This window comes from Bacillus sp. SRL337 (assembly GCF_984799155.1).
Window position 1 is genome coordinate 1325017 of sequence record NZ_OZ481793.1, and the last position, 13011, is coordinate 1338027.

Annotated in this window: 11 protein-coding genes; 5 read left to right on the forward strand and 6 right to left on the reverse strand. The window is 45.3% G+C overall.

Features of this window, described 5'->3' with window-relative positions:
- Nucleotides 1-629 precede the first annotated feature (629 nt).
- From addB to hlpB, 3 genes are all read left to right on the forward strand, one after another.
- Nucleotides 630-4118 carry a helicase-exonuclease AddAB subunit AddB gene (gene addB / locus AC4E8A_RS06490; RefSeq protein WP_490197497.1) on the forward strand — a complete coding sequence of 1163 codons (3489 nt, stop codon included), beginning with the start codon at nucleotides 630-632 and terminating at the stop codon, nucleotides 4116-4118.
- Nucleotides 4111-7893, forward strand: a complete 3783-nt coding sequence (gene addA, locus AC4E8A_RS06495; protein WP_490197498.1) for a helicase-exonuclease AddAB subunit AddA — start codon at nucleotides 4111-4113, stop codon at nucleotides 7891-7893. Before addB ends, addA begins: the two co-directional genes overlap by 8 nt.
- Nucleotides 7894-8435: 542 nt before the next feature.
- Entirely contained in the window at nucleotides 8436-8741 is a 306-nt protein-coding gene (gene hlpB / locus AC4E8A_RS06500; protein ID WP_490197499.1) for an HNH nuclease-like protein HlpB, read from the forward strand.
- 22 nt (nucleotides 8742-8763) lie between these two features.
- On the opposite strand, the gene AC4E8A_RS06505 is transcribed toward hlpB, so the two are convergent.
- The 6 genes from AC4E8A_RS06505 to AC4E8A_RS06530 form a co-directional block, all read right to left on the reverse strand.
- Nucleotides 8764-8982 carry a spore germination protein gene (locus tag AC4E8A_RS06505; RefSeq protein ID WP_113926600.1) on the reverse strand — a complete coding sequence of 73 codons (219 nt, stop codon included), beginning with the start codon at nucleotides 8980-8982 and terminating at the stop codon, nucleotides 8764-8766.
- Nucleotides 8983-9045: 63 nt separating this feature from the next.
- On the reverse strand, nucleotides 9046-9414 hold the full coding sequence (locus tag AC4E8A_RS06510; RefSeq protein ID WP_490197500.1) for a spore germination protein GerPE: 369 nt from the start codon (nucleotides 9412-9414) through the stop codon (nucleotides 9046-9048).
- A gap of 4 nt (nucleotides 9415-9418) precedes the next feature.
- Entirely contained in the window at nucleotides 9419-9598 is a 180-nt protein-coding gene (locus AC4E8A_RS06515; RefSeq protein WP_490197501.1) for a spore gernimation protein GerPD, read from the reverse strand.
- Nucleotides 9573-10217 carry a spore germination protein GerPC gene (gerPC, locus tag AC4E8A_RS06520; protein ID WP_490197502.1) on the reverse strand — a complete coding sequence of 215 codons (645 nt, stop codon included), beginning with the start codon at nucleotides 10215-10217 and terminating at the stop codon, nucleotides 9573-9575. Before gerPC ends, AC4E8A_RS06515 begins: the two co-directional genes overlap by 26 nt.
- 27 nt (nucleotides 10218-10244) lie before the next feature.
- Nucleotides 10245-10475 carry a spore germination protein GerPB gene (locus tag AC4E8A_RS06525; protein WP_490197504.1) on the reverse strand — a complete coding sequence of 77 codons (231 nt, stop codon included), beginning with the start codon at nucleotides 10473-10475 and terminating at the stop codon, nucleotides 10245-10247.
- Nucleotides 10476-10486: 11 nt separating this feature from the next.
- Nucleotides 10487-10708 (reverse strand): spore germination protein, encoded by a 222-nt coding sequence (locus AC4E8A_RS06530; protein ID WP_490197505.1) that lies wholly within the window; start codon nucleotides 10706-10708, stop codon nucleotides 10487-10489.
- A 129-nt stretch (nucleotides 10709-10837) separates the two neighbouring features.
- Between AC4E8A_RS06530 and AC4E8A_RS06535 the strand changes: the two genes are divergently transcribed.
- On the forward strand, nucleotides 10838-12022 hold the full coding sequence (locus tag AC4E8A_RS06535; RefSeq protein WP_490197506.1) for a DUF418 domain-containing protein: 1185 nt from the start codon (nucleotides 10838-10840) through the stop codon (nucleotides 12020-12022).
- 32 nt (nucleotides 12023-12054) lie between these two features.
- Nucleotides 12055-12960: a fumarylacetoacetate hydrolase family protein gene (locus tag AC4E8A_RS06540; RefSeq protein ID WP_490197507.1), complete on the forward strand. Its 906-nt coding sequence runs from the start codon at nucleotides 12055-12057 to the stop codon at nucleotides 12958-12960.
- Nucleotides 12961-13011: the final 51 nt, after the last annotated feature.

Consider the following 13011-nt stretch of genomic DNA (forward strand, 5'->3'; position numbering starts at 1 on the left):
CGGGACCTTTCCGCTTTAGTATCATCCAGCTCCAGCGGCCAGCTCCTAGCAGATTTCGGTCTTCTTCCTTGCGATAAGTCAACATCAACTCACTACGCTCGTTGTGTTTCCTTTATCTCATGCAGAAGCCCTCCAATCTGTACGGAGCTGAACGGCCGCTTGCGCTTTAGTATCATCCAGCTCCAGCGGCCAGCTCCTAGCAGATTTCGGTCTTCTTCCTTGCGATAAGTTAACATTAACTCACTACGCTCGTTGTGTTTCCTTTATCTCATGCAGAAGCCCTCCAATCTGTACGGAGCTGAACGGCCGCTTGCGCTTTAGTATCATCCAGCTCCAGCGGCCAGCTCCTAGCAGATTTCGGTCTTCTTCCTTGCGATAAGTCAACATTAACTCACTACGCTCGTTGTGTTTCCTTTATCTCATGCAGAAGCCCTCCAATCTGTACGGAGCTGAACGGCCGCTTGCGCTTTAGTATCATCCAGCTCCAGCGCCTAGCCCCTCGGGGTCATAAGCCAATCCGTCAAGAAGGGTAAAGAGCAACCTTCCCGCCGGCTCGTCTTATGCCTGTCGGGGCTGATCAAGGCGCTTGCGCTTTTGTTCTTAATAGATTACTAACAGGGAGTGGGAACATGTCGGTCAGATTTATTTTGGGACGTGCCGGAACTGGCAAAACCAATATGATTTTAAATGAAATTAAAGAGAAACTGAGACAGGCACCGAATGGAAGTCCTGTCATCTATTTAGTTCCAGACCAGATGACATTCCTTTCTGAATACAACTTGGTAAATGAAGAAGGGATCAATGGGATGATCCGGGCACAAGTCTACAGCTTTACGAGGCTTGCGTGGAGAATCCTTCAGGACACAGGCGGGCTTAACAGATACCACCTGTCCAATATCGGTCTGAACATGCTTATACGAAAAATTATTGATGATAAAAAAGACCAGTTGAAATTGTTTTCGCGTGCATCGGACAAGGCAGGCTTCATTGAGCATGTGGAAGTGATGCTTACTGAATTCAAGCGTTACTGCATCTCTCCTGAAGAGCTGTCTGGTAAACGGGAAAGCTGGGGGCAAGCCGGGCAGGAATCCAAGGCGCTGGCGGACAAGCTTCATGACCTTCAACTAATCTATGACAGCTTTGAAGAGAATCTGTCTGGAAAATATATTGACTCTGAAGATTATTTCACATTGCTGGAAGAATCCATCGAGAAATCCGCTTTTCTTAAAAATGCAGAGATTTATATAGATGGGTTTCATAGTTTCACTCCTCAGGAATATGCAGTCATTGGAAAGTTGATGGATTACTGCCCAAGTGTTACGGTTTCGTTAACAGCCGAACCGAGTCCAAGACAGGGCGAACCAACGGACTTATTCAGGATGACAACGGAAACCTACGATGCACTGGAACAGCTTGCCCAGAACTCCCGGCATGGAATAGAAGACAAGATTGTGTTGACTCAAACAAACCGATACCGAAACAGGGGCCTGGAGCATATCGAGGCGAATTTTGAAAAGAGGCCGGTGCTTCCATTCGAGGATATGTCCGGTCTGAACCTACTCGAAGCCTCCAATCGCCGTGCGGAGATAGAAGGGGTCGCGAGGGAAATCCGCCGACTCGCCCGTACGGAAAATTACAGGTATAAGGATATGGCAGTTCTTGTTCGAAATGGTCAGGAATATCAGGATATCATTGAAACCGTCTTTTATGATTATGAAATTCCTTATTTTATCGATCAGAAACGAAAAATGCTCAATCACCCGCTGATTGAACTCATTCGTTCAACACTTGAAATCATGAACAGCAACTGGCGGTACGAGCCTGTATTCCGGGCGGTCAAAACCGACTTGCTGTTTCCTTACGATCGTAATCCCAAGCAATTGCGGGAGAAGATGGACAAACTCGAAAACTATGTCCTTGCATACGGGATTCAGGGAAATAAATGGACAAAGAAAGACCGCTGGATTTATCGGAGATTCCGCGGGCTTGAACAGGCTGATATGCCGCAGACAGATAGAGAGCGGGAAATGGAACATGAAATCAATGAATTGCGTCTGTTCATCTCAGCTCCCATCCTCCGTTTCGGCCGCCGATTGAAAAAGGGCAGGACGGGTCAGGATCTTTGTGAAATTCTTTATCTTTATCTGGAAGAGCTTGATATTCCAGCCAAGCTGGAGCGGCTTCGGGTTGAGGCTGAGAACCGCGGTGATATTATATCAGCCAGGGAGCATGACCAGGCGTGGAATGCTGTAATGGATTTGCTGGATCAATTCGTCGAAATCCTTGGCGATGAGGAAGTGTCGGTGAAGAAGTTTGCTTCCATCATGGATGCGGGAATTGAATCGATGAGATTCTCGCTGGTCCCGCCGGCGGTCGATCAGGTCATGATTGCCAACCTTGAACAATCAAGGCTTGCCGACCTGAAAGCAGCCTTTGTGATAGGGGTCAATGATGGAGTTCTTCCTGCCAAGATCACAGAAGACGGAATCTTTTCTGATGAAGACAGGGAAAAGCTGACCGCTGCCGGAATTGCAATTGCGCCTGGCAGCAAGACCCGCCTCCTGGATGAAGAGTTTATTGCCTATAAGGCATTCACGACTCCATCGGATAGGTTGTATGTATCCTATCCGATTGCCAATGAAGAGGGAAAAGCCCTTCTGCCTTCTCCCTATATTAAGAGACTGTCTGAATTGTCCCCTCAATCAGAAGTCAACCTGCTGGTCAATGATCCTTCCGAGCTGCCAAAGGATGAACAGCTGGCCTATGTCTGCCATCCCAATGTGACGATTGCCTATCTGACATCAGGCCTGCAGGCGAAAAAGAGGGGGTATCACATAGAGGACTTCTGGTGGGATGCTTATAACTACTACATTTCAGATCCCATTTGGAAAGGCAGGGCAACCCATATACTCTCCAGTCTGTTCTACCAAAATAGAGGGAAAAAACTGACAGAAGAAACAAGCCAGGAACTGTATGGGGATGAAATATTGGCAAGCGTTTCAAGAATGGAAATGTTCCACGGCTGTCCGTTCTCTCATTTTGCTAACCATGGGCTTAAACTTCGGGAGCGGGATATTTATCGTTTGGAAGCTCCGGATATCGGAGACATGTTCCACGCTGCGCTAAAGTGGATTTCCGAGGAAATTGACAGAAGCGGATTGTCATGGAAGCAGTTGACGAAGGCCCAGTGCCTCGAGTTGGCAAAGGATGCGGTTATGTCCCTAGCTCCAAAGCTGCAGCATCAGATACTGCTCAGTTCAAACCGCCATCATTATATTAAGAAAAAATTACAGGATGTGATCGGAAGAGCCTCCTTGATTTTAAGTGAGCATGCCAAAGCAAGCGGATTTGCACCCGTCGGCCTCGAGTTAGGATTTGGACCGAAAGCAGAGCTGCCCCCGTTTGCCTTTACGTTAAAAAACGGCACGAAGATGGCACTGCAAGGCCGTATTGACAGGGTCGATAAAGCGGATAGTGATGAAGGAGTTTATTTACGGATCATCGATTATAAATCAAGTTCGAGAGACCTCGACTTAACGGAAGTGTATTATGGATTATCACTGCAGATGCTGACATACCTGGATATAGTGCTGACCCATTCGCAAAAATTGATTGGAGCGGATGCCCATCCTGCAGGTGTCTTCTACTTCCATGTCCATAACCCTATGGTCAACAGCAAGAAGATTCTCACACTTGAAGAGATAGAAGAGGAAATTTTCAAGAGTTTCAAGATGAAGGGCTTGGTACTCGGCGAAACAGATGTCGTCCGGTTGATGGACCAATCATTGGAATCAGGCAGTTCAAACATTATTTCGGCAGGGCTGAAAAAGGATGGGACCTTATCGTCAAGGACCAAAGCTGCAGACCGGGAACAATTTGAGGTCATGCGTTCGCATGTAAGGACGCTCTATAAGAAATCAGGAGACGATATCATGTCCGGAAAAACGGATATCGCTCCATATAAATTAAAAGACAGGACACCATGTCAATTCTGTGCATTTAAACCTGTCTGCCAGTTTGATTCCTCCCTGGAAGAAAACGAGTATCGTATCTTTGCTGAGGGAAAACCGGCAGACCTGCTGCAGAAGATGAAAGGAGAAGAAGATGCCCATGAATAATGATCTTCCAGCAAAACCCGCAGAAGCCACTTGGACAGATGATCAATGGAAGGCAATCTGGGCTAAGGGGAGGGATATCCTTATTGCAGCGGCGGCGGGTTCCGGAAAAACCGCTGTCCTGGTTGAAAGGATCATTCAAAAGATACTCGACAAAGAGGACGGCATCAATGTGGACGAACTGCTTGTCGTCACGTTTACCAATGCGTCGGCAGCCGAGATGAGGCATAGGATCGGGGAAGCGCTGGAAAAGGCGATTACTGCAGATCCGGGATCCTACCATCTCAGAAAGCAGCTCAGCCTGCTGAACAGGGCATCGATATCCACTCTCCATTCATTTTGCCTTGAAGTCATACGTAAGTACTATTACTTGATTGACATTGACCCGGGGTTCAGGATCCTGGATGATACGGAAGGTGAACTTCTAAGGGATGAAGTCCTCGATGAGCTGTTCGAAGAGGAATATGGAAAAGAGGAGAATGATTCTTTTTACAAGCTTGTGGACACATTTACGAATGACCGCAGTGATGCGGACCTACAGGATATGATCCGGAAACTCTATGATTTTTCAAGGTCTCATCCAAACCCGGATGCCTGGCTGGGGAATCTGGTCGATATGTATGATGTAGACGAAGGCGGGGAAATTGAGGACCTGCCATTTATCAGTGCACTTAAGTTTGATATTTTACTAAGCCTTAAAGGAGCACAGGCTCTATTTCAGCAGGCATATGATCTTACAAAAGAACCGGGCGGACCTGCACCGAGAGCTGAGAACTTTCTTGATGATCTGTCGTTGACGGAACAACTGAGCAAGTCTTTCCGAGATTCCTGGAGTGAAGGGCAGGCGTTATTCCAAAGTATCAAGTTTTCGAGGCTGAAGCCATGCAAAGGCGACGAATATGACCGCGGTTTGGTTGAAGAAGCAAAGGCGCTCAGGGACAAAGGGAAAAAAATGATTGAAAAGATAGCCGAGGACTTCTTCTCACGGAAACCGGAAACATACTTGAGGGATATGAAGAAAATGAAAGGCGTAGTAGCATCCCTAGTTAAAGTTGTAAGAGGCTTCAACCAAAAATTCATGGCCTTGAAGAATGAAAAAGGTGTCGTGGATTTTGCTGATCTGGAGCATTACTGTTTAGCGATTTTGACTGAAACTGAAGAAGAAAGAGCATTAACGCCATCATTTGCTGCCTTGGAATATCGAAAGCAGTTTAAAGAGGTATTGGTCGATGAATATCAGGATACCAACCTTGTGCAGGAATCGATTTTAGGGCTTGTTACCGCAGATGAAGAGTCAAATGGCAACCTGTTCATGGTAGGCGATGTAAAACAGTCGATTTACCGGTTCAGGCTTGCAGAGCCCAACCTCTTCCTTGGCAAGTATAACCGCTTCACGCCAGCAGGTGCAGAAACTGGAATGAAAATTGACTTGTCCAGGAATTTCCGAAGCAGACTGGAAGTCCTGGAAGGAACCAACTTTTTGTTTAAGCAAATCATGGGAGTGAATGTTGGGGATATCGAGTATGATCAGGAGGCAATGCTGATTAAAGGAGCCTCCTATCCGGAAGACGAAAAGTACCCTGTTGAAGTAACAGTCATTGACCAGTCGGATGACACTGTGCCGCAGCAAACTGAAGGCGGTCCCGAGTTGGAAGGACTTGTGTATGATGAGGCAGATTTGGAAAAGTCGGTAATTGAAGCCCGGTATATGGCCCAGAAGGTCAAGGAATTGATCAGTGAAGGCAGACAGGTTTATGATCCCAAGGCTGGCCGCCACAGGAAACTTCAATACAAGGATATCGTCATCCTTCTCCGTTCAATGCCATGGGCTCCGGAAATCATGGAAGAATTCAAAAAACAAGGAATCCCGATTTATGCCAATCTTTCTTCAGGGTATTTTGAAGCAACAGAAGTGGCAATTATGCTTTCATTATTGAAAGTGATTGATAATCCTTATCAGGATATCCCGCTTGTATCAGTATTGCGGTCGCCGATTGTCGGAATTGATGAAGAGGGGCTGGCAGAAGTAAGGATCCATTCAAAATCCGGTACCTTTTATGAAGCGGTTCAAAAGTTTACAGATAAAAATCTGAGTGAAGTCAACAATGAGGAAGTTCATGAAAAACTAAGCGATTTTCTCTCAAGCCTGACAGTTTGGCGGACGAAGGCACGCCAAGGGGCGCTTTCCGAATTAGTCTGGCAGCTGTATCGTGATACCCGGTTCTATGATTTTGCGGGAGGGATGCCGGGCGGCAAGCAGAGACAGGCCAACTTGAGGGCACTGTATGACAGGGCACGACAATATGAAGAGACATCTTTCCGTGGATTATTCCGCTTTCTGCGATTCATTGATCGAATGAGGGAGCGCGGGGATGACCTGGGGGCAGCAAGAGCATTAAGTGAGCAGGAGGACGTTGTCAGGATGATGACAATCCACTCCAGTAAAGGTCTTGAGTTTCCGGTAGTGTTTGTGGCGGGATTATCCCGGCAGTTCAACTTAATGGATTTGAATCAATCTTATCTGCTGGATAAGGAGTTTGGATTCGCGTCCAAATATCTTGATCCCGAAAAAAGAATCAGTTATCCGTCCTTGCCGCAGCTTGCATTTAAGAGGAAGAAGCGGCTTGAAACGATTGCTGAAGAGATGAGAGTGCTGTATGTTGCTCTTACCAGAGCTAAGGAAAAACTTTATCTAGTTGGAACTGTGAAAGATGCCGGGAAGTCCATAAAACAATGGAGTGCCGCTGCACGGCACCAGGAATGGCTTCTTCCCGATTTTGAGAGAGCCAAAGCATTGAGTTTTATGGATTGGATTGGCCCCTCCCTTGTAAGGCACCGTGACTGTATGGCTTTAAATGAAGGCGGACAGCCAGCGTTGACATCATCACCAGAAATCCATGAACACCCTTCTTGCTGGAAGTTGGAAGTCCTGCCGAAATCGCAGTTTATGGTTCTTAATGAAGAAGAAGTTGAAGAAGAAAGCGAATGGCAGGAGAAGGTAAAGGCAGGAGTTCGGGTTGAAAAAGGGTCTCCTGCTGAAAAGGAAGAAGTAATTGAAAGGCTGTCATGGAATTATCCTTATCCAGAAGCTGCTATCCTTCCGTCCAAACAGTCGGTTTCAGAAATCAAAAGAATGTTTGAACGATCGGATGAAGCAAGCAGTGATCGTATGGTAAGAAAAATCCAGAAACCTGTCTTCAGGCGTCCAAAATTCCTGCAGGCGAAACAGCTGACCCCTGCTGAAATTGGAACAGCCATGCATATGGTGATGCAGCATCTATCCTTTGCAGAAAAGCCTGGCGAGGAATCTCTGCAAAAACTCCTTGATGACCTGCAACGGAAAGAACTGCTGACTGAAGAGCAGGCAGAAGCAATTGATAAGGAAAAAATTGCTGGCTTCTTTGAAACTGAAATGGGACAAAGAATTCTGCATGCAGAAGAAATTCACCGTGAGGTCCCTTTCAGTATGGCGGTCCCGGTTCAGGAGATTGACACTGCCGCCTCTGCAAATGATGCAGAAACCGTACTGGTTCAGGGGATTATCGACCTGATCTTCAGGGATGAAAATGGGCTTGTCCTGTTGGATTATAAGACGGACAGTATAGAGGAACGATACAAAGGCGGGTATGAAGAAGCCAGGCCGATCTTGCTGGAAAGATACCGTGTACAGGTTGAGCTGTATACGAAGGCCGTCGAAAGGATCTGGAAGGAAACCGTAGGTGAACGGTACCTTTACTTCTTTGATGTTGCACGTGAGCTGAAAGTGGAAAAAGAGTAAGAATAGATTGACTGTATGGCCTGGGGATTTGTCTCCGGGCCCTTTTGGCATTTTGGTTATACTATGGACATGCAAGCGCTGTGCAGTAGGAAACGGTGAACGTCCCATATTGATAGGAAGGAAGCTGGGCCAATAACAGGTAAATGATCCAAAAAGAGGGAAGATTTCACGGGAAGTTGGCCTAATAACGAGCTAAATGGTCCAAAGAGAAAAGGGAACCTTCAGGAAGCTGGTCCAATAACGAGGTAAATGGCCTAAAGAGAAAAGGGAACCTTCAGGAAGCTGGCCCAATAACGAGCTAAATGGTCCAAAGAGAAGAGGGAACCTTCAGGATAATGGCCCATTAACGAAGTAAATGGGCGAAAGAGAAGGAATGTTCCAGGGGAAGCTGGTCCAATAACAAGCCTAAAAGGTCCAAAGAGAAGGAATGCTCCCCGGGATGGTTGCACAAGAAAAAAAGAACCAGCGAAACAGGAAAAAACCAGGAAGGTAGTTTGAAAAGCGGTTAATGAAACGGAAAGTCCCAAGCTGGAGGTGTTTAAATGGGGAAAGACGCTATTGGAACGTGTGAATTGTGCCTGAGAGAAGAGGTGGAGACAACGAGACATCATCTTACACCGAAAGAAGAAGGAGGCACTTTCCTGCCGACTGCACAGCTTTGTAAGGCCTGCCATAAACAGATTCATTCGCTTTATTCCAATGAAGAGCTTGCTGCAAGGCTATCGACAATCGAGAGTCTCAGAAAAGATGACAAGGTCGCCAGATTCGTAAAATGGATCAAGAAGCAGCCTGCCACAAAACTGGTTAAGTCCAAGAAATCAAATGAGCGAAAACGAAAGGGAAGGTGATGGGGTATACATCATCCTTCCCTTAATTATTGCCTGTAATCGGCTGATCGATGACATTGCAATCGAAAGTGGTATTGGCACTGAATACATTATACGTGAGCTGGAAAGGACCAGTATTGAAGCCGCCGGAACCCCCTGTTGTTTTTTGGCTGGATTTAGGAGAAATAATCCCGGCATCACCGAACTGGACGTTCCCTCCGCCTACACTCAGAATTTGGACAGGGCCTATTATTGCCGGCATATAAAAAACATCCTTTATGTTCAATAGTTATAGTTTACATTATGAAAGCCCCGGGTTAAATGTTCACTCATCCCCGCGCTGCCTGAGCTGCCTGATGTGCTTCACTCTGGATTCCATATACACATTGCCGGTTTGGCCGAAATGAAGAACGGACGAGAAGGAAGAACCTATAATGTCGATTTTATCCACTACAATGGGGCTTTCATCCATTTTATAAAAGTTGACTGGTCCTTTGGGAGCCGGTAAAGGAATAAGTTCATTGAAGATGGGATACTGCCTGAAATCCCCCTCACTTGAAAAAAAGACCTGCCGTTCACGCTGGACTGCAAAAGCTTTTTGATAGGAGGTAATTTCGTTTGAATCACCAATTTGAAGGACGGCACTAAAAGACAGGGTCCGGAGCTTAAAATCATTTACGATGGAATATCTCATCTCCTCACCCTTTAGGAGTCAGCGGGACAAAGGGGCCGATGATCAGCGACTCAGCCGGTGTGTCAAAGGTTGAAGCAAGCTGTATGGTATTTGCATCCCCTATAAGGAGTAAGGACGAACTGGCCACTGCATCAACCTTTAAAGAGTTTACACATAATTCACGATTGATCACCTGAAGATCCATGGTTTGCATCTCCTTTTCCTTTCAAATTATCCGGGAGGTTAGCCATAAAGGAATAGATGGCATTAGTAATGTCGGTTTTGATCCTTGCCAGTATTGTCTCTTCCCATGATTCTCCACCATCTTGTCTTTCGTTGCCTGGAATCGATTGGATATAGAACTGCAGTCTCTGGGGAATTTGTTTTCTGATATCCTCTTTAATTAAGTGATGATACGATTCATCCAGTGAAATGCCCAATTGGTTTTCTGTATCATGAATGATGACAGGTACTTCTTTTTCGATGTAGTCATTGATTCTCGGAATCGTGGACTTTTGGACATCTTCCATATCAAATTGTTTAACAGGAGGGACAGGAGCCGGGGCTGATTGGGCTTCAATGGCAAGGTCTCCGATTTTTTCCAGTTCACCGGGGTTCAACCCGATATTAAGTGTTCCTTCCAATGTTTCAACCTTGAGTTGATCGAACCTGTATTCGATGCTTTCAACATTGATTGACGGCTTATCTTTGAGAGAAGTGACTTCCTGCTGCAGCTCTTGGATGATGCTCTCGAGGTTTTGAATTCTTTTATTTTGTTCACTGATATACTGATACATCTGCTGAAGGGTGTGATACTGCTGCAATTCTGGCACCTCTTTCTCAAATTGATTTTAACCAGGGGTTGGGGATGTTAGTGGAACTACGATTTCATCCCCAAGCTGTGATGGCTGTGAACCAGGCTTGACGGGCTCTGGAGCAGGTTCAGCGAAGCCTCCGGTATTATATAAGTTTGAAGAAGACAGGATTTGTCCGGATGTACCAATTTGAAAGACCGACGAGTTGGACATCCCGCCTATAGATATCATTCGTATATGAATGGATTGCTGAACAAAAAGTTTCATAATCATCACACTCACAAATTGAAATTAATTCCCTGATCGAGCGTATCATCATCGATCGTATAGGTAACAGAGTTTTCATTATATACAGAGATCCCATCGCCTGTAACGAAGGATCCTGCCCCCGCAAATGTTTTGGCGCTCGAGATGGGCCTTATCTGAAATGCATCACCGATATGGAAAACACCGCTTGAACCTACACTGACAACTTGAACAGCTCCTACAAAAGCGGGCATACTGTTCACACCTTTTCTGCTGTATTAGATACTGTATCTTATGAGAAAAAGGGGGGGATGTGATAATCGCCTAATCTGCCGAAACAAGTTACAATAGGAAATAGAAAACATGAAGAAGGAGACAGGTTCATGCAGGTACTTCAACCGGTTGCTAATAAAGAAAGGATCCTCTCACTTGATGTGATAAGAGGCTTTTCATTATTAGGCATATTTATCATTAATATGATTTCTTTTCACTCGCCATTTCTATATATTGACCCTTACTCCTGGTGGAATGCCCCTGGTGATCAAGTGGTGTTTCCATGGATTGATTTACTGGTTCAATCAAGTTTCTATCCGCTGTTTGCCATGCTCTTCGGATATGGATTGGCTATACAGTATGAAAGGTCGCTGGAAAAGGGGGTGGATTTCTACCCGCTGGCTGCAAGAAGGCTTATCGTACTCCTGCTGATTGGCTGTGTACATGCTTTTGTTATATGGTCAGGAGATATACTGATCAATTATGCTTTATTCGGATTGCTTCTGCTGGTATTCATGAAGTTGTCAGTCAAAGCACTTCTTTTGATGGGATCACTGTTATTCCTGCTTCCGCAGATGTTCTTCAGTATTTTAATGATCTTGGTCAGTTTGACCGATCAGACAGGTGTTGCTTTTTACTCTGATTTGACAAATATCACAAATTCAATAGAAGCATATGGAAGTGGAGGCTTCAAAGAGATATTCCTTCAGAGATTTGAAGATTGGTATAATGTGAATGGCCCTGGAAATATCATGTTCTTATTGCTTTCCATCTTACCAATGATGATGGTTGGAGCAGGAGCAGGGAAATTACATATTCTTGAAAGAATCCCACGTAATAAAAAGCTATGGATCACGTTGTTGGCCATTTTCGCAAGTGTTGGTCTTATGCTGAAATCACTCCCGTTCACGGTGGAAGCGAATATAGCCTATTCTTATATACAAGATATGCTCGGAGCGCCATTCTTATCAGTATCATATGCGATTCTGTTGGCATTATTATTGATTAATCGAAAAATATCCGCTGTTTTCAAGCCGTTGGCGGCTGCAGGAAGAATGTCACTGACGAACTATCTGGCCCAGTCGATTCTCGGGACCCTTATATTCTATAATTATGGATTGGGCTTATATGGAGAAGTTACACTGGCAACCGGGACATGGCTGGCAGCAGGTATTTTCTTCATTCAAGTCATCCTTTCCGAGATATGGCTGTCAAAGTTCCGCCAAGGTCCGATGGAAAAACTATGGAGGGCCCTTACATATAACAGGGTCAGGAACAATTCGGGTCATGAATAATCCTTTAAAAAATGATAAAGGCAGGTTGAGATATGAAACTTCTATCGTTTAAAATCAATGAGGATGAAAGATTTGGAGCAGTTAAAGAACCAGGGAAAACCGTGTGGGATCTTCCAGAGCTTGAGAAAGAATATGATGGACAAAATCACCTTCCAGTTTCTTTGCTTCGTGTCATCCAAGGTGAACAGGGTGCCTTAAAAAGACTGAAGGAATTGATATACTTCGGCAGCTCCCTTGAGGATCCCTCCCGATTTCTGCTTGATTGGGAGGATATCACTTTGCTGTCTCCGATAATCAAACCTGAAAAGAATATTATGTGCGTCGGGAAAAATTATCGTGAACACGCAATTGAAATGGGCAGTGAAGCCGATATTCCTGAACACATCATGATTTTTACAAAGGCACCTACTTCGGTAACAGGATCATCGGCGATGATTAAACCTCATTCAGCCTTAACATCACAGCTCGATTACGAAGGTGAGCTAGCAGTCGTCATTGGGAAAAAAGGAATCGATATCGCTGAGGAAGAGGCATTGGATTATATTTTTGGCTATACAATCCTGAATGATATCACGGCAAGGGACCTTCAAAAGAAACACAAACAGTTTTTCCTGGGCAAAAGCCTCGATACCACTTGTCCAATCGGACCGTACATTGTAACAGCGGATGAAATTCAAGAGCCTGAAGCCCTCACAATTAAAACGGTAGTAAACGGCGAAGTCCGCCAGAAGGCACCTGTGAGCGATATGATTTTCCCGTTAAGGAAGATCATCTCTGAATTGTCAGCAGGAATGACACTTGAGCCGGGTGATATTATCGCAACCGGAACGCCGTCTGGTGTCGGTAAGGGCTTTACACCCCCCCGTTTCCTAAAGTCCGGTGACAAAATCGAAATATCGATCAATCACATTGGTACCCTGATCAATAGTATTGAATAGAAGTTACAAATTTATGTCGAAGCCGGCTATAATTCGTGTTGATGAAGACGA